This is a genomic window from Bartonella sp. SL317 (assembly GCF_059687655.1).
In genome coordinates, this window is sequence record NZ_CM185144.1 from 1,385,663 (window position 1) to 1,403,251 (window position 17,589).

Genomic DNA, 17,589 nt, shown 5'->3' on the forward strand with positions numbered 1-17,589 from the left:
ATCTTTTATGCAAGAATTCATAAAGTGTTTGAAGAGCTATTGAAAGCTGTGACGCTTGCAAGAAATAAGCAGGTTGCAGAAATAGGTGGATGTTTTTTGTATTTGTGATTGATCAAAGATGTTTAATTTGCCGCTTCAACCAAATTTTTTGTGTGAATTAGATTTGCAAAACCAGGGTTTTTTGCATATAGCTGGGGTGGATGAAGTAGGACGAGGTCCTCTCGCTGGACCGGTGGTAACGGCCGCAGTTATTTTGGATAAAGATCATATTCCTGATGGCTTAAATGATTCAAAAAAACTCTCTTTTCTTCAACGGAGTAAACTTTATTATGAAATTTTGCAAAGTGCTTTAGCGATTTCGATTGCTAGTCTTTGTGCTCGTACCATTGATCAATCTAATATTAGAAAAGCAACCTTAGAAGCCATGCGTCGTTGTATTACAGGATTAGCTATTCCAGCTCACTATGTCCTTATTGATGGACGTGATATTCCCTCTCAACTGCCTTGTCCCGCAACGGCATTGATTAAGGGTGATCAGCGGTCCGTTTCAATTGCAGCCGCATCGATCATTGCGAAAGTAACGCGTGATCGGATGATGGAATGTGCTGGACGGGTTTATAAAGGGTATGGTTTAGAGAAGCATGTAGGGTATGGGACACTCGCTCATCGTACAGCTCTTGATAAAAATGGTCCAATTGTAGGATTACATCGTTATAGTTTTGCGCCACTCAAAGAGCGTTATAGGAATGATGTGTCATGACGACTCGTCTACTCAATAGTGTTTCGATAAAAGAAGCAATAGCGCTTCTTGAACAAGGTCTGTTAGTAGCGTTACCAACGGAAACTGTTTATGGATTAGCGGGCGATGCAACCAATGGAAAAGCACTCTCTTCTATTTTTTCTACAAAAAAACGTCCGCAATTTAATCCTCTTATTGCGCATGTCAGTGGTATTGAAATGGCAGAGCGCTATGTTGAAATTGATTTTCTTTCGCGTCGATTAATGGAGGTATTTTGGCCAGGTCCTTTGACATTGGTTTTACCTTTAAAAGAACAGCATAATATCCATCCTTTAACAACTGCCGGTTTGAATACATTGGCTATTCGTTTTCCAGACAGTCGTTTTGCAGAAATTGTACAATGTTTTGGCCGTCCACTTGCTGCACCTAGTGCGAATCAATCAGGGTGTCTTAGTCCTACTTCGGCTGAGGCTGTTTTTGCATCTTTGGGGGAAGCTGTTCCTTTGATATTGGATGGAGGCCCCTCTCAAATAGGACTTGAATCAACAATTATTAAGATTTGTGGTGAAGATATTTATCTTTTGCGTCCAGGGGGGCTTGCGGCTGATAAAATTGAAGAAGTTGTGGGAAAGCCTTTAAAACGGATAGATCAAAGAGCGGCGATTGAAGCTCCAGGGATGTTAAAGTCACATTATGCTCCCAATGCTGCGGTTCGTTTGAATGTAGAAAAGGTGGAAAAGGGCGAAGCGCTTTTAGCATTTGGTCCAAAACGCGTTATGGGGGTTGAAAATGCCGCTTTTATTTTAAACCTTAGTGAAGAAGGAAAGTTGGAAGAGGCAGCTTCTCATTTGTTTCAATACATGAAGGAACTGGATTCATTTAAAGTGAGATGTATTGCCGTAGAACCTATTCCATCGTATGGATTAGGGGAGGCTATCAATGATCGTCTTATACGCGCTGCAGCTCCAAGGGAGGAATGAACATGGAGCAGGAATTAATTGAGAGGTTTAAAGAAATTGTTGGCACCAAGCATGCTATAACAGATCAGGCGTTGATTGCACCCTATTTGCTTGAGGAGCGAGGGCTTTTTCATGGAAAAACCCCCTTACTTTTACGTCCATCTTCACCGCAAGAAATCTCATTGATTATGCAGCTTGCGAGCCAAACACGCACACCAATTGTCCCTCAGGGGGGAAACACAGGGCTTGTGGGGGGGCAGCAACCAGATGAAAGAGGGAAGAGCGTTCTTTTATCCATGGAGCGATTAAATAAGATTAGAACGATGAATCTTGAGGGGAATTTTATTATTGTAGAAGCTGGGGTTGTTTTACAGGATTTACAAAAAAAAGTGGATGAATCAGGGCGTTTTTTCCCTCTTTCTTTGGCATCTGAAAGTTCTTGCCAAATAGGGGGAAATCTTTCGTCGAATGCTGGAGGGACAGCTGTTTTAGCCTATGGCAATATGCGTGATCTTTGTCTTGGTTTGGAAGTTGTTTTACCAGATGGCCGACTTTTGGATGATTTGCGCTTTGTTAAAAAAGACAATAGCGGTTACGATTTAAAAAATCTTTTTATTGGTGCGGAAGGGACGCTAGGCATTATAACCGCAGCCGTTTTAAAGATTTTTCCGAAAGTAAAAGGAAAATCCGTGTCTTTGGTAGGGTTACATAGTCCAGCAAAGGCTTTAGAGTTTTTATCTCTGGCTCAAGAGTATGGAGGAGGGATGGTAACGGGTTTTGAGCTTATGGGAGATCTCAGTTTGCAAATGGCTTTAGATTATAAGATGTGTGAGAACTCTCCTCTCCAGCAGAAACATGAATGGTATGTGTTGATGAACATTTCATCGTTGCAAGGGAGTGATGAGGCGTTATCTGTGTTGAATATTATTCTAGAAAAAGCTTTAAAGAATGCAGTGATAGAAGATGCAGTTATTGCGCAATCTTTAAAACAGCAAGATTTTTTTTGGCAATTGCGTGAAGCCATATCACCAGCACAGAAATTAGCGGGAGGATCTATTAAGCATGATATTGCCGTACCACTTGCCTCCATTCCTGATTTTATTGCTGAGGCAGCACATATTGTTGAAGAGATTTCTCCAGGGGCACGGGTGGTTTGCTTTGGACACATGGGCGATGGAAATTTGCATTATAATATTACGCAACCCATTGGTGCTGATCCTAAAGTCTTTTTGAAATTATGGTCAAAAATGAATCATCACATTCATCGTTTAGTGATGGACTATAAAGGTGCATTTTCTGCTGAGCATGGAATTGGTCAGCTTAAGCGTGAAGAACTTCGTTCTTTTAAATCGCCAGTCGCATTGGATATTATGCAAGGGATTAAAAAGGCACTTGATCCTTTAGGGATAATGAATCCTAGAAAAGTCTTATAATTCAAGAATAATGAATTTTATCATGTATTTTTGTTTAGATTTTAATAACCAAAAAAGAAACCAGTTGTTTTTTATTCAAACTTTTAATAATTCAATGAGGAAAAGCTGCTAAAAGGTGTGTGTTATTTAAGATAAATTGGGACACTATATATGGCTAATCAATGCTTTAATCAGGCAAAAGCGGTGCTTGAATTTCGGTTAGATCCGTGCCATTTGCCACAAACGACAGCATATTTTTCACCCAAAACGGGCAATCAGGTTATTTGTTCGTTAAATGAGCGCGGTGTTTTTTTTAAAACGGATAAGTCTTCAAGCTTATCGCATTTAGTACCTCCTTATCATTTCAAAGGAATTGCAGCACGTACCGTAAAAACGCGTTCAGGAGAAAGAGCAGTTGTATTAGAGCTATTTCATGCTGATGAAGAATCTTGTATTCCACTTTTGGTTTCTAGAGATTTGAATAATGTTCTTTTAGATTGGCGATTATGGGCGGATACTTATGGCCTTCCCATGCTTATGATTAATGAAGATAATCGCATCGTTATTGTCAAAGATCGCTCTGATTTACATCGATTTTTTTGCACAACGCGGCATTCTAAACAAAAGCGTTTTTTACTTCGTTATAGCAATCCGTTAGGTTTGCGTTTGGTAATTGCGAATCGCATTGCATTCCAGTAATATTAGCGTGTATTGATTATTTTAGTTTTATGCGAGCACGAGCGTTTTTCTTGTTTCTTGTTGCGCTATGAGATTTCGTTGTTCGGAGCGCTGATATAAGGTGTGTAAGCTTCACACATGATGCGTTTTTAGAAGATGTGATTGAATATTCTTAAGTTTTTCTATTGGTCTTTATGTGAGAGAAGTGCATGAGTGAGAACTAAAAGGAATCCACTCAATAAGAGATCTAACTTTTAACAAATCAAATAGGATAGGAGTTTTTATTCTTCTGGGCGGGGAGGAAGTTAATGCTTGTAACCAAACTGTGAATGAGAAATTTTTGACAATAACATTTTCAGCAAGGATACAATTTGTATATCCATTTTTGTTGTTAAAACAGCAACACTTTTTTCAGATAGGGGAGTTTTCACAACAATGGAATAATTTTTTGTTTTTATTACATCATTAAAGCAGGAATAGCTTTCTTTGAGTATTTTTTAAATTTTCTTTTTTATAAAGCAAGTTATTGATTTATAAAGATAATGAAACATTTTATTATCTCGAATGAGAGTGACAAATATAATATTTTCATTTCATTTATTTCTTCTAATAAAAATCATTTTTTTGCATGTTACCGGAAGGGGATGTTTGTGTGAATGAAAACCATTAAATAAAGAGCAAAAACGTTCTGATAAATTTTTTAGATAACAAGGGGTATCGTAACATTGGGTGTTGGCTCCAATAACGGTATCAGTTTTTGTTTTTATTCAATAGAGATGATGAGGTGGATTTATATTCTTTACGGTTAATAGTGTGAAATGGAAGAAAGAGCATGAGAGATATTACTGCTTTTTGCGCAAATAACATGAAGTGTGTTCTTTAGGTATTTTATTCTTAAGGAAAATATACGCGCTTTTTCCAAAGTTATGGCCAACGCAAAGAAAATAAAAATGCGTGTATCATGCTCTTAGGTATAAGAATCAAATCGAAGAAGGCCAAAAGATTTAGTTTTCTCGCGCAACGGCGCGCCATCCGATATCACGACGAACAAAGCCTTCTGGCCAATCAATACAATCAACAGCTTCATAAGCTCGTTTTTGTGCGCTCGTAATCGTTTTTCCTGTTGCTGTTATATTGAGAACACGTCCACCATTTGCAATAAGTTCTCCATTGCGCAAAGTGGTACCAGCGTGAAAAACTTTCACATCGGGAAGCGCGTTTACTTTATCAACATTACGGATAAGAGTCCCTTTTTGAGGAGAGCCTGGATAACCATTAGCAGCCATAACAACGGTAAGAGCCATTTTTTCAGACCACTGGAGAGGTTTATTTTCAAGATTTCCTTGAGCTGCGGCAAGAAAAATCGGCAGAATATCATCTTTGAGACGCATCATTAAAACTTGACATTCAGGATCACCGAATCGTACGTTAAATTCAATGAGTTCGGGGCCTCTTTGCGTTATCATCAATCCAACGAAGAGAATGCCTTTAAAGGGGGCGCCCATTTCGTTCATGCTTTTTAAAGCGGGTTCAACAATTTCCTTAAGGGTACGATTTACCATTTCTTCGGTCATGATGGGCGCTGGTGAATAAGCCCCCATACCACCAGTATTTGCGCCAGTATCTCCATCACCCACACGCTTATGATCTTGAGCAGATCCAAAGGGAAGCGCAATTTTACCATCACAAAGACAAAAGAAGCTTGCTTCTTCACCTTCAAGAAAAGCTTCCACAACAATTTTGTTTTCTACATTGCAGGAGGAACTTTTAAAGCAGGCATCAACGGCCTTTAATGCTTCTTCCATGGTTGTTGCAACCACGACACCTTTTCCAGCTGCTAAGCCATCAGCTTTAATGACAATGGGAACACCTTGTTGATGAATGTAAGCTTTGGCTTTATCAGCATCATTAAAGCATTGGTAGCTTCCTGTAGGAATGTTATTCTTACGGCATAAATCTTTTGTGAAAGCTTTGGAACCTTCCAGTTGAGCTGCTTTTTGAGTCGGACCAAAGACACAGATATTAGCGCTATTAAGAGAGTTTGTGATACCTGCAACCAATGGTGCTTCTGGTCCTACAATGACAAGATCAATAGAATGTTTTTTACAAAACTCAATAACAAGGGAGTGATCATTAATATCTAAATTAATATTTTCACCAAATTCTATTGTTGCAGGATTTCCAGGAGCGCAATATAATTTTGTGAGCAGTGGTGACGCTGCAATTTTCCATGCTAAAGCATGTTCTCGTCCGCCTGAGCCAATAAGAAGAATGTTCATTGCTTGCTCCTCTCATAAAAGATGATAATTTCATCTTCTTCTCATAAGAATGAAATGTCTCTATCGCAAGACTAAAGGTAAATCATTTGATGAAAAAAAATAAAAATATTCCTCATGTTCAGTCCTATGATACCCAAGGGCGGGTTATGGATGCCTCTTCCAAACAATGGGTCTATAATTTTCTTCCTAGTTCTTTATGGTTTTATGCGCAATTGGCGCGTTGGGATCGGCCTATCGGATGGCAATTGTTGATGTGGCCTTGTTTTTGGTCAACAACAATGGCTTTTCTCTCTTATGACATGCATTATGAGTCTCTTTTATCAATGTTTTTTCATTGGGCTTGGTATCTTTTTCTTTTTTTTCTGGGATCCATCGCTATGCGAGGGGCAGGGTGCACTTGGAATGATCTTATTGATCATAAAATCGATTCTCAAGTAGAGCGAACACGTTCTCGCCCATTACCGACAGGTCATGTAAGTCGGTTTCAAGCAAAAATTTTTATACTTGTACAATGTTTGGTTGGTTTAGGGGTTTTATCACAATTTAATAGGTTTAGTTTTTTTCTAGGTATTTCATCATTGATAGCGGTTGCGTTTTATCCTTTTATGAAACGCGTAACCTATTGGCCACAGTTTTTTTTAGGGGTTGCATTTAATTGGGGGGCATTAATGGGGTGGGCTGTTGTGTTTGGAAATTTAAGCTGGGCACCCATTTTACTTTATGTGGGATCAATCTTGTGGACGATAGGATACGATACAATTTACGCACATCAAGATAAAGAAGATGATGCGACGATAGGTGTTCGTTCTACAGCGCTTCTCTTTGGTAAGGGAACAAAGCATGCTTTAGTTTTTTTGTACGGTGGTTTTGTTATATTTGTGAGTTTAGCATTTTATTTGGCTAAAGTACCTCTATTAAGTTTTTTGGGAGTTTTCCTAGCAAGCATCCATATGTTTATTCAAATTAAAGTTATTGATATAGACAATAGTTCACAATGCCTCAGGCTTTTCAAATCTAATTCGCTTATTGGTTTTGTAATTTTTGCTGGTTTAGTATGCGGTGGTCTATGGAGGATATTTTATTCTGCAGTTTAATGATACATTAGATAAAGTCAGATATGCTGTGATAATGAGGAGAGGAATGAAAATTCAAAGATACTTTCATTGATTTTAAAGTTTCTAATTTTTTGAATTTTCAAAGTTTATTTGTACTTTATGATGAATTTTGTTCAGATCTTTCTGGTTAGAAATAACAATCTTGTCAAAGTTTATTGAAATCAAAATAGACTTTTAAGAGGAATGAACAAGTTTTTAATTGAAAGTGCACTTTCTATTTATTCATTAGAATCAAAATATAGATGATAACTTAATTATTCTAGGCTTCCTTTGAAGATCACAGTTTTTCTTACCAGAAGTTCAAAATTAAGATTATCGTTTTGCTGAATACAGAATTTTCTCTTCAATGAGTTTATCGCTAACCTAACTTCAAGCGATAGAGAATATTATCAACCAACCTTTATCGTAAAAATAAAATTCTTCTTTAAATGAAATAAATCATCTCTTTTTATAATTTTGCAAATAGAAAATAATCGCTTAACTGTTAGGAAGAACTTCATAACGATGAAGCTTGAAGGATTTAAGGATTTAAGGATAGAGTTTTTGTCTTTCCCAATTGTTGTCTTCAACACAGTCGCGTGTAAAAAGGAGACGATCATGTAAACGAAAAGGGCGATCAGACCAGAATTCTATAGAAAGGGGTTTGACGCGAAAGCCAGACCAATAAGGGGGGCGTGGAATATTGCCTACAGCATAGCGCGCCGTATATTGAGCAATTGCTTTTTCGAGTACAAAACGATTTTCTAAGGGGTGAGACTGTTTCGATGCCCATGCACCAATTCGGCTGCCACGAGGGCGCGATTGGAAATAGGAATCGGCTTCCTGTTGACTGACTTTTTCAACAATTCCTCTTATTCTGACCTGACGACGGAGCGATTTCCAATGAAATCCTAGGGATGCTTTCATTGATTTCAAAATTTCTTGTCCTTTACAGCTTTCATAATTGGTATAGAAGACGAAACCTTGAGGACTGTAGTCTTTGAGGAGCACCATACGAACATTAGGGAGTCCTGTTTCATCAACTGTTGCAAGTGCCATAGCATTCGGATCATTTATTTCACTTATCGTTGCCTCTTCAAGCCACTTTGCAAAAAGTTCAAAAGGTTTTTGCATTTGCATAAAATGATCATCTGTTGGTATTTTATTGCTCATAGTGTCTCCAAATGTCAGTAAGCATGAGCATTGTCTCATTTATCAAGAAGCAAGGTAGCATTTTTTCTTATTTTCAAAAAGCCAATGTCTTCATAGATATTTTTCATGAGTATTTTTATGGTATCCGCGTTATTTTTATCTTTAGCATAGATGATAATGAACTATATTAAATAAATATCTCATTTTATCTGGTATTTTAGTTTTTTGATAGACATATAAAGAAAAGAAGAAATTATTCTTTAGAATGGATTGATGAATCTGTAAGGAATACTGAGCAACGTATCTGTTGATATTTTGAAAACGAAAAAATTGAAAAGAGGACAATATGCGTGATCCCTACACGATCCTAGGTGTGGCGCGTACCGCAAAACCGCAAGAGATTAAATCGGCATTTAGAAGATTAGCAAAGAAGTATCATCCAGACCACAATAAAGATGATGCAAAGGCTAAAGAAAAGTTTGCTGAAATTAATCAAGCTTATGAGATTATAGGTGATAAAGATAAAAAAGCACAATTTGACCGCGGTGAAATTGATATGGAAGGCAAACCGCTTTATCAAGCTTATGGTGCTGGTGAAAATTTTAGCAATAGACAAAATCCCTTTTCAGGAAGAGCGAGAGGATTTGATTTTTCCTCTTCTGGGGGGAAGGTTTTGATGCGAGTGATATTTTTCGCGATCTGTTTGGAGGCGGTAGTTTTTCAAATTCCACACATCGTAATCGTCCTCAACAAGGAGCCCATATTCGCGCTAATCTTACCATAACATTAGAGCAGATGGTTGGCGCCGAAAAGGTGGAAGTTGTTTTCCCACATGGAAAAAAATTAAAAATTAAACTTCCAGATTATATTGAGGACGGGCAAACTATTCGTTTAAAAGGTCAAGGAGAAGAAGTGCCTCATGGGCAAGCAGGAGATGCGTTGATAACCATTCAAATTCAGAAACATCCTCGTTTTCGGGTTGAAGGAAGGATACTCCATCTTGATTTGCCGGTTTCTCTTAAACATGCTGTTTTGGGAGCAAAAGAAGAAGTTGAGACCTTGGAGGGACGTGTGGTTTTAACGATTCCTGCTTGGTCAAGTTCTGATCGCGTTTTGCGCTTGAAAGGAAAAGGGCTTCGTTTAAAAAATGGTATAAGAGATGATCTTTATGTGCATGTTCGCATTATGTTGCCGGAAGATAAAAATGCTGCGCTAGAACAGTTTTTGCAAACGCAAAAAGACTAATTTTAAAATTTTTTATATATAAAAGCGTCGTTTTTGTTTGATTTTAATCCAATTACTTGAAGAAAAAGTTGACCTGTGTCATAGGCAGATGAATAATATTAATTTTAAGTAACAATGGGGCAGTGCTAATGGCTAAGGGTAATGGTTTATTGTACGGTAAGCGTGGTTTGATTTTGGGATTGGCCAATAATCGCTCCATCGCTTGGGGAATTGCTAAAGCAGCGAGTGCTGCGGGGGCAGAGCTTGCTTTTACCTATCAGGGTGAGGCAATGAAAAAGCGTGTTGAGCCTTTGGCTGAGGAATTAAAGGGAGTTGTCGTGGGACATTGCGATGTTTCTGACAGTGCCTCTATTGATACGGTTTTTAGCGCCATAGAAAAGAAATGGGGTAAACTCGATTTTTTAGTTCATGCGATTGGTTTTTCAGATAAAGATGAGTTAAGTGGTCGTTATATTGATATCAGCGAATCAAATTTTATGATGACCATGAATATTTCCGTTTATTCGCTAACAGCTTTAACAAAGCGTGCAGAAAAATTGATGCCAGATGGTGGTTCAATCTTAACACTGACCTATTATGGGGCGGAAAAGGTTGTTCCCAATTATAATGTCATGGGGGTTGCCAAAGCAGCTCTTGAAGCGAGCGTGAAATATTTAGCGGTGGATTTAGGACCCCAAAATATTCGTGTTAATGCGATATCTGCTGGACCCATTAAAACGTTGGCAGCTTCAGGGATTGGTGATTTCCGTTATATTCTAAAATGGAATGAATATAATGCTCCCTTACGTCGTACGGTAACAATTGAAGAGGTGGGTGATTCTGCTCTTTACTTGCTTTCAGATTTGTCTCGTTCTGTTACCGGTGAAGTTCATCATGTTGATTCGGGTTATAATATCATTGGTATGAAAGCCGTTGATGCACCAGATATTTCCGTTGTTAAAGAATAAGTTTGGTTTATAGGGTTGTATTGGACCGTGGTGCTTTGATCAAATTGAAAGCGGCCAAGGATATTTTTGAAGTAAAGAGCTATCTTATATAGAGCTCAACATCTGTTGTCATTGTGAATATTTGACAGAGAAACGGGTCTTTTTTCATGTCGCATAATACATTTGGTCATTTGTTTCGTGTAACAACATGGGGTGAAAGTCATGGGACTGCTCTTGGTTGTGTCATTGATGGTTGTCCCCCCAGAATTATTTTTACGCTTGCAGAAATTCAAGCTTATCTCGATAAGCGTAGACCGGGGCAATCTTTATATACAACGCAACGCCGAGAGCAAGATCAAGTAGAAATCCTTTCAGGAGCGATTGCTCAGGAAGACGGGACAACATTCGTTACAACAGGCACACCAATTTCTCTGTTGATTCGAAATACAGATCAACGCTCTCAAGATTATGGAGAAATTGCTTATCAATATCGTCCTGGTCATGCCGATTATACTTATGATGTTAAATATGGTATTCGTGATTTTCGAGGGGGAGGGCGTGCTTCAGCACGTGAGACCGCAGCGCGTGTTGCAGCTGGTGCTTTTGCACGTAAAATTATTCCGGGTTTGATTGTACGAGGAGCGGTCATCGCTATTGGTCCTCATAACATTAATCGTGATCGTTGGGATTGGTCAGAAGTTGAGAACAATCCTTTTTTTACCCCAGATGCAGAGATGGTTCAGGTTTTTAGTGATTATATCCGTAAAATCCGTAAAGAGGGTACATCTGTTGGTGCGGTTGTTGAGATTGTTGCAGAAAATGTTCCGGCAGGTTTAGGAGCCCCTATTTACGCCAAACTGGATCAAGACATTGCATCCTTGCTTATGTCCATTAATGCGGTCAAAGGGGTTGAAATCGGTGATGGTTTTGCGGCAGCCCGCTTGAGAGGAGAAGAAAATGCCGATGAAATGCGGATGGGAAATGATGGAAAACCACTTTTTTTATCTAATCATGCTGGGGGTATTTTAGGGGGAATATCGAGTGGACAGCCAATAGTTGCTCGTTTTGCTGTCAAACCTACGTCATCAATTTTAACGCCTCGTCGCTCTGTGGATGTTGATGGTCATGATGTAGACGTTATAACGAAGGGACGCCATGACCCATGTGTTGGGATTCGTGCCGTTCCTGTTGGTGAAGCGATGGTTGCTTGTTCTCTTGCTGACCATTATTTAAGACATCGTGGTCAAGTTGGGTGATTGAGAAGGTGAATAATGGCGTATGATGAAGAAAAAATTGTCTCAGCACTGAAAGCTTTTGAACGTGGTGAAATTGTTGTGGTGACAGATGATAATGACCGTGAAAATGAAGGTGATTTAACGGTTGCTGCAGCGCATTGTACAGAAGAAAAGATGGCATTTATTCTTCGTCACACAACAGGTATTGTGTGTACACCTATGCCAAAAGAAGAAGCACAACGATTTAATCTTGCTCTTATGGTGCGAGATAATGACTCAGCACACAGGACACAATTTACTGTTACTGTTGATTATAAACACGGCATAACAACAGGGATTTCAGCGCACGATCGTACATTGGCGGTGCGTAATCTAGCAAATTCAAATGTAGGGGCGGATGATTTTGTTCGTCCAGGGCATATTTTTCCTCTGATTGCGCATGAAGGGGGCGTTCTCATGCGTTCCGGTCATACGGAAGCTGCTGTTGATTTATGTAAATTAACTGGTTTACCGCCGGTTGGTGTTATTGGTGAGTTAGTCAATGATGATGGTAGTGTTAAACATGGCGATCAGATTACAGAATTTGTACAAGAACATCAGTTGCATATCATAACGGTGGCAGATTTAATTGCTTACCGCCAACGTAAAGAAATATTGATCAAGCATGTTGGAGAAATGCCGATTAAAACACCTGTTGGTCCTGCTCTTGTTCAAAGCTATCAACTCCCTTGGGAAACCATTCAGCATATTGCCATTATTTTTGGTGATATTCGTGGGGGGAGGATATTCCTGTGCATTTACATCATGAGAACATTATCAATGATGTTTTTTGTCAATCTTCAGATATCATGGTAATGATGCGACGTATGATGGAAAAAGAAAAACGTGGTGTATTGGTTTATTTGCGTGAAGGATCTGTGATAAAATCAACGATTGGCATTCAAAACATGGCAAGAGAGAGTTCAGAAAACCATGTGCAGGCTATTGAACGTGAAGAAGAATGGCGAAAAATTGGTTTAGGATCACAAATTTTAAAATATTTAGGAATAGGCTCTGTTATTGTTTATACTTTTAAAGAGCATCATTATATAGGTTTAGAAAGTTTTGGAATTCGTATATCCAAAACAGATATTTTTTGAGGTTCATATGACAAAAGAGATACAAGAGGGAGGTATTTCAATTTTAAGCTTTGAGCAAGCGCTTAAGCAACTTGAAGTTATCGTTGAAAAATTGGAACGTGGCGATGTGCCTTTGGAACAATCTATTGATATTTATGAACGGGGTGAAGCGCTGAAAAAACATTGTGAAAAACTTTTGAAGGTTGCTGAAGAAAAAGTTGAAAAAATTCAGCTTTCACAGGAAGGTTCTCCGGAAGGAATAGAACCACTTGATGCGCAATAATATTAAATATTTTGGGATAGTTATTTCGGGACTTAATAGATGTACTAATCTTGGTTTATGGAAAACAAATTTTATTGATTTCTTGTTTTATACAATAAATTAAAAATGAGAAAAATCATCAATCATCTCAAAGAGAGAAAAGTATTTTTCAGTAAAAAAGATGAAAAGCTTTCAATAAAAGAGTAGAGAAGATATTATTGTTTTGTCCTCTTACATCTCAGATAATAGGAAGGATTTTTTTTGTCTCAGGTCTTAACACCATTGCTTGACCGTATTTGTTTTCCGCAAGATTTACGGGCATTGCCTGAATCTGATTTGGCACAGTTGGCTGATGAGTTGCGCGCTGAAACAATTGATGCGGTTTCTGTAACAGGTGGTCATCTTGGGGCGGGACTTGGTGTTGTTGAGCTCACTATTGCATTACATTATATTTTCAATACACCAGAGGATAGGATTATTTGGGATGTTGGTCATCAAACCTATCCGCACAAAATTTTAACGGGGCGTAGAGAAAAAATTCGTACATTACGTCAAGAGGGGGGCTATCAGGTTTCACAAAACGTTCAGAAAGTGTGTATGATCCATTTGGAGCGGGGCATTCATCTACTTCTATTTCTGCAGGTCTTGGCATGGCGGTGGCGAGTGCTTTGAAAGCGGAAACAAAACGCAATATCATTGCTGTCATTGGTGATGGTGCAATGTCTGCCGGCATGGCTTATGAAGCAATGAATAACGCTGGTGCTTTGGATGCACGTTTGATTGTCGTTTTGAATGATAACGATATGTCTATCGCACCGCCTACAGGAGCTATGAGTGCCCATCTTGCACGGTTAGTATCTCGCCCTTCTTATCGTCATTTGCGTGAACGCGTAAAAGTATTGAGCGAAAAATTGCCAAAGTTTTTTTTAGATAAGGCACGTCGTTCAGAGGAATTCGCGCGTGGCCTTTTGGTTGGGGGAACTTTATTTGATGAACTTGGTTTTTATTATGTTGGCCCTATAGATGGGCACAATTTGGGGCATTTATTGCCTGTTTTAAAAAATGTTCGTGAATGTCCTCATGGTCCTGTTTTGGTTCATGTCATAACCCATAAGGGGAAGGGATATCCGCCTGCGGAAGCCTCATCTGATAAATATCATGGTGTTAATCGTTTTAATGTTACAACAGGAAAACAGGTTAAAGCATCAAGCAATATTCTACCCTATACGAAGGTATTTTCTAAAGCTTTAATAGAAGAAGCTTGCCATGATGATAAGATTGTTGGCATAACAGCAGCAATGCCAACGGGGACAGGACTTGATGCTTTTGCAGAAAAGTTTCCTGAAAAGATGTTTGATGTTGGGATTGCTGAACAACATGCCGTAACTTTTGCGGCAGGACTTGCTTGTGAAGGATATAAGCCTTTTGTTGCAATTTACTCTACTTTTTTACAACGTGCTTATGATCAAATTATTCATGATGTATCCATTCAAAAGTTACCGGTACGTTTTGCCATTGATAGAGCAGGTTTTGTAGGGGCAGATGGTGCAACGCATGCCGGCAGTTTTGATATTGTTTTTTTGGCGACACTTCCTCAGTTTGTCGTTATGGCGCCTTCAGATGAACTTGAACTGATGCATATGGTGCGTACAGCGGCAGCTTATGATCAGGGCCCCATTTCTTTTCGTTATCCGCGTGGTGAAGGTATTGGTATAGATTTACCACAACGTGGTGAGGTATTAGAGATTGGAAAAGGACGTGTTCTACGTGAAGGAACTAGGATCGCTCTGGTTTGTTTTGGAACACGGATGTCAGAAGTGTTGCGCGCTGCTGATATGTTAGAAGCTAAAGGGTTATCGACAACGGTTGCAGATGCACGGTTTGCAAAACCTTTGGATAAGGATTTAATGCGTCGTTTAGCACGTGAGCATGAAGTATTGGTAACCATTGAAGAAGGGGCAATCGGTGGATTTGGAGCGCATTTATTACAATTTTTAGCGCAAGAAGGGCTCTTAGAGCATGGTTTGAAAGTTCGTACACTCAAACTTCCTGATGAATATTTGAATCATGGTTCACCAGAAAAAGTTCTCTCAACTATCGGTCTTGATGCTATGGGTATTATCAATACGGTGTTGATGGCTTTGGGACGCGAGATTCGAATGGAATAGAAAATTCGAGTATGAGATGGCTTCCAGAAAAAGGCTCGATATTCTTTTAGTTGAAAAAAACTTTTTTAAGACACGATCCCGCGCACGTGATGCTGTTATGCGTCAAACCGTTAAAGTTAATGGTGAAATCATCTTTAAAGCGGGGCAAACTTTTTTTGATAATGCAGAGATTGTTGTTTGTGATCCAGCGCAGAGTTATGTTTCACGGGCAGCATTAAAATTGATTGCTGCACTTGATGTATTTCCGATTGTAACGGATAAAGTGACGGCTATTGATGTTGGTGCATCAACTGGTGGTTTCACACAAGTTCTTTTAGAGCGTGGAGCAGCGCATGTTATTGCTGTTGATGTTGGGCATCATCAATTTGATAAACGTTTATTGGGCAATAGTGCGATAACCTTATTAGAAGGTTTGAATGTTAGAAACTTTCAAAAGAAACATTTAGGTGGGCGGGAAATTGATCTTATTGTTTCAGATGTTAGCTTTATTTCTCTCAAACTTGCATTACCTCCTATTTTATCTTTAGCTAAGAAGGGTGCTCAAGCTGTTTTACTGGTAAAGCCCCAATTTGAGGTTGGCCGTCAATATCTTGGTAAGGGTGGGATATTAAAAGATCCATCAATGGCTAGAGAAACTGCTGAAAATCTTTTTGATTGGCTCAATATACAAACGGGATGGCATGCAAAAGCTTTACTTCCTTCCCCTATTACAGGTGGGGATGGCAATGTGGAATATTTACTATTCGGAGAAAAACAACAGTGAATGACAATGTCATCATCGATCATATAGGAGCAAATGGTTATGGTACGGCTAAAACGTCGCACGGCTTTGTTTATGTTCCTTTTACTTTGCCAGGAGAGCATGCTGAAATTATTGTTCATGGAAAATATGCGACATGTATAGCATTAAAAGAAAAATCACCAGAACGCATTGATGCTCTTTGTCAGCATTTTGGAGAATGTGGAGGCTGTAGTCTTCAACATTGGCGTGCTGATGCTTATCGCATGTGGAAACGACAATTGGTTGTTGATGCGCTTAAAAAATATGGAATTAATAGCGTTGTTGCACCTTTAATAGAATGTAAACCCTATAGTCGACGGCGGATAACGCTAACAGCATCCATGACTCCACAAGGTCAAAAAGTTGGTTTTAACCGTTCTCTTTCTCATGAGATTGTGGCTGTTGAGGAATGTCCAGTAAGCCATCCAGAACTTATTTCTCAGTTGCATAATATCAGAGAGCTCTGTGCTTTTCTAAGCAACTTTGTCAAACGGTTTCATGTCACGATAACACACGTTGAAAATGGTTTAGATGTTGCTTTAAGCGGTTGTATTGTACACCAATCACTGCGTCAGAAAATGATCAATGTTGCTCTTTCATCTAGGATAACACGTTTATCTGTTGACGGTGAAGTTTTGATTGAACGAGAAAAACCAGTAATTTATTTTGGAGATGTCCGTGTGGAATTTCCTTCTGGTGGTTTTCTTCAAGCAACCTGTGAAGCTGAAAATATAATGGGTAATATTATTTTGACTCATTTAAAAAACGCAAAGAATGCTCTTGATTTGTTTTCTGGGGTAGGAACATTTACTTTGCGTATGGCAAAAAAGATGAATGTTCATGCAATAGAAAATGATGAGAGTGCATTAAGAAATTTAAGTTCAGCCGCCCGTTTTGCAACTGGTTTAAAAACAGTCACCTGTGAAAGGCGTGATCTTTTCCGCCATCCACTTTCTGTAAAGGAGCTTGAATGTTTTGAGAGTGTTGTTTTTGATCCTCCTCGTGCTGGGGCAGAGCAACAAGTTCGTGAACTAGCAAAGGCAACAATACCCCGTGTTGTGGCAATTTCGTGTAATCCTGCTACATTTGCGCGTGATCTATCTCTTCTTGTTGCAGGCGGGTATGAAGTAGAAAGAATCATACCAATTGATCAATTTTTATGGTCACCCCATGTTGAAGCTGTTGCTATTTTGAGCAAAAAGAAAAAGAGAAAGGGCTGGAAGCTCTAACCTGATTTTTTTACAGCCATGAAGATTTTATAGAAAAATTTACTTGAGAATTATTATAAAATCTCTCCAAAATTTGTCGATAACAATAACCTTTTTCATTGAATAAAGAGCACTTGAATATAGAAGACTTTCCTATTTGAAGTTTTTTTATGATGAAATATGAAAAACAGTATTTTATGCAATATAAAGGACAGTATTCCCCTACACAAAAGATGAACATATTATAAAAAAAGTATGTTTGTGGGTATATCTGAACAAGCCGGCTCCATTATATTTGCCATCTCCCAATGACGTGATAGCCTTTGGCATGTA

12 protein-coding genes and 3 pseudogenes are annotated in these 17,589 nt (G+C 38.8%); 13 read left to right on the forward strand and 2 right to left on the reverse strand.

Annotation, left to right across the window (positions count from 1 at the left end; genetic code table 11):
- Positions 1 to 118 precede the first annotated feature (118 nt).
- From rnhB to AC6ER9_RS05810, 4 genes are all read left to right on the forward strand, one after another.
- Entirely contained in the window at positions 119 to 760 is a 642-nt protein-coding gene (gene rnhB / locus AC6ER9_RS05795; protein WP_497073853.1) for a ribonuclease HII, read from the forward strand.
- On the forward strand, positions 757 to 1,719 hold the full coding sequence (locus AC6ER9_RS05800; protein WP_497073854.1) for an L-threonylcarbamoyladenylate synthase: 963 nt from the start codon (positions 757 to 759) through the stop codon (positions 1,717 to 1,719). Before rnhB ends, AC6ER9_RS05800 begins: the two co-directional genes overlap by 4 nt.
- Before the next feature lie 2 nt (positions 1,720 to 1,721).
- Complete coding sequence (locus AC6ER9_RS05805; RefSeq protein ID WP_497073855.1) at positions 1,722 to 3,131, forward strand: FAD-binding oxidoreductase; 1,410 nt, start codon at positions 1,722 to 1,724, stop codon at positions 3,129 to 3,131.
- 150 nt (positions 3,132 to 3,281) lie between these two features.
- Positions 3,282 to 3,809 (forward strand): DUF6101 family protein, encoded by a 528-nt coding sequence (locus AC6ER9_RS05810; protein WP_497073856.1) that lies wholly within the window; start codon positions 3,282 to 3,284, stop codon positions 3,807 to 3,809.
- A gap of 983 nt (positions 3,810 to 4,792) precedes the next feature.
- Here AC6ER9_RS05810 and purD read toward each other — a convergent pair.
- On the reverse strand, positions 4,793 to 6,067 hold the full coding sequence (gene purD, locus AC6ER9_RS05815; protein WP_497073857.1) for a phosphoribosylamine--glycine ligase: 1,275 nt from the start codon (positions 6,065 to 6,067) through the stop codon (positions 4,793 to 4,795).
- Positions 6,068 to 6,156: 89 nt separating this feature from the next.
- Between purD and ubiA the strand changes: the two genes are divergently transcribed.
- Positions 6,157 to 7,161, forward strand: coding sequence for a 4-hydroxybenzoate octaprenyltransferase (gene ubiA / locus AC6ER9_RS05820; protein ID WP_497073858.1), 1,005 nt, complete (start codon positions 6,157 to 6,159; stop codon positions 7,159 to 7,161).
- A 549-nt stretch (positions 7,162 to 7,710) separates the two neighbouring features.
- Here ubiA and pdxH read toward each other — a convergent pair.
- Positions 7,711 to 8,334 (reverse strand): pyridoxamine 5'-phosphate oxidase, encoded by a 624-nt coding sequence (gene pdxH / locus AC6ER9_RS05825; RefSeq protein WP_497073859.1) that lies wholly within the window; start codon positions 8,332 to 8,334, stop codon positions 7,711 to 7,713.
- Between the two features lie 325 nt (positions 8,335 to 8,659).
- Between pdxH and AC6ER9_RS05830 the strand changes: the two are divergent.
- The 8 genes and pseudogenes from AC6ER9_RS05830 (at position 8,660) to AC6ER9_RS05865 (ending at position 17,277) form a co-directional block, all read left to right on the forward strand.
- A pseudogene (locus AC6ER9_RS05830) lies at positions 8,660 to 9,558 on the forward strand (DnaJ C-terminal domain-containing protein).
- Positions 9,559 to 9,686: 128 nt separating this feature from the next.
- Complete coding sequence (gene fabI / locus AC6ER9_RS05835; protein WP_497073860.1) at positions 9,687 to 10,505, forward strand: enoyl-ACP reductase FabI; 819 nt, start codon at positions 9,687 to 9,689, stop codon at positions 10,503 to 10,505.
- A 146-nt stretch (positions 10,506 to 10,651) separates the two neighbouring features.
- Positions 10,652 to 11,740 carry a chorismate synthase gene (aroC, locus tag AC6ER9_RS05840; RefSeq protein ID WP_497073861.1) on the forward strand — a complete coding sequence of 363 codons (1,089 nt, stop codon included), beginning with the start codon at positions 10,652 to 10,654 and terminating at the stop codon, positions 11,738 to 11,740.
- A gap of 15 nt (positions 11,741 to 11,755) precedes the next feature.
- Positions 11,756 to 12,858: pseudogene (ribB, locus tag AC6ER9_RS05845) on the forward strand (3,4-dihydroxy-2-butanone-4-phosphate synthase).
- Positions 12,859 to 12,865: 7 nt separating this feature from the next.
- Positions 12,866 to 13,120: an exodeoxyribonuclease VII small subunit gene (locus tag AC6ER9_RS05850; protein ID WP_497073862.1), complete on the forward strand. Its 255-nt coding sequence runs from the start codon at positions 12,866 to 12,868 to the stop codon at positions 13,118 to 13,120.
- Between the two features lie 240 nt (positions 13,121 to 13,360).
- Positions 13,361 to 15,267: pseudogene (dxs, locus tag AC6ER9_RS05855) on the forward strand (1-deoxy-D-xylulose-5-phosphate synthase).
- 16 nt (positions 15,268 to 15,283) lie between these two features.
- The gene (locus AC6ER9_RS05860) at positions 15,284 to 16,030 is read left to right on the forward strand and encodes a TlyA family RNA methyltransferase (protein WP_497073863.1); all 747 of its coding nucleotides are present in this window, start codon (positions 15,284 to 15,286) and stop codon (positions 16,028 to 16,030) included.
- Entirely contained in the window at positions 16,027 to 17,277 is a 1,251-nt protein-coding gene (locus AC6ER9_RS05865) for a class I SAM-dependent RNA methyltransferase (protein WP_497073864.1), read from the forward strand. Before AC6ER9_RS05860 ends, AC6ER9_RS05865 begins: the two co-directional genes overlap by 4 nt.
- Positions 17,278 to 17,589 lie beyond the last annotated feature (312 nt).

What these genes read in the sequence shown, in the direction of transcription:
- ubiA (WP_497073858.1), top strand. Translation starts at nt 6,157, where the DNA reads ATGAAAAAAAATAAAAATATTCCTCATGTTCAGTCCTATGATACCCAA.
- AC6ER9_RS05810 (WP_497073856.1), top strand. Translation starts at nt 3,282, where the DNA reads ATGGCTAATCAATGCTTTAATCAGGCAAAAGCGGTGCTTGAATTTCGG.
- purD (WP_497073857.1), bottom strand. Translation starts at nt 6,067, where the DNA reads ATGAACATTCTTCTTATTGGCTCAGGCGGACGAGAACATGCTTTAGCA.
- rnhB (WP_497073853.1), top strand. Translation starts at nt 119, where the DNA reads ATGTTTAATTTGCCGCTTCAACCAAATTTTTTGTGTGAATTAGATTTG.
- AC6ER9_RS05860 (WP_497073863.1), top strand. Translation starts at nt 15,284, where the DNA reads ATGGCTTCCAGAAAAAGGCTCGATATTCTTTTAGTTGAAAAAAACTTT.
- fabI (WP_497073860.1), top strand. Translation starts at nt 9,687, where the DNA reads ATGGCTAAGGGTAATGGTTTATTGTACGGTAAGCGTGGTTTGATTTTG.
- aroC (WP_497073861.1), top strand. Translation starts at nt 10,652, where the DNA reads ATGTCGCATAATACATTTGGTCATTTGTTTCGTGTAACAACATGGGGT.
- AC6ER9_RS05850 (WP_497073862.1), top strand. Translation starts at nt 12,866, where the DNA reads ATGACAAAAGAGATACAAGAGGGAGGTATTTCAATTTTAAGCTTTGAG.
- pdxH (WP_497073859.1), bottom strand. Translation starts at nt 8,334, where the DNA reads ATGAGCAATAAAATACCAACAGATGATCATTTTATGCAAATGCAAAAA.
- AC6ER9_RS05800 (WP_497073854.1), top strand. Translation starts at nt 757, where the DNA reads ATGACGACTCGTCTACTCAATAGTGTTTCGATAAAAGAAGCAATAGCG.
- AC6ER9_RS05805 (WP_497073855.1), top strand. Translation starts at nt 1,722, where the DNA reads ATGGAGCAGGAATTAATTGAGAGGTTTAAAGAAATTGTTGGCACCAAG.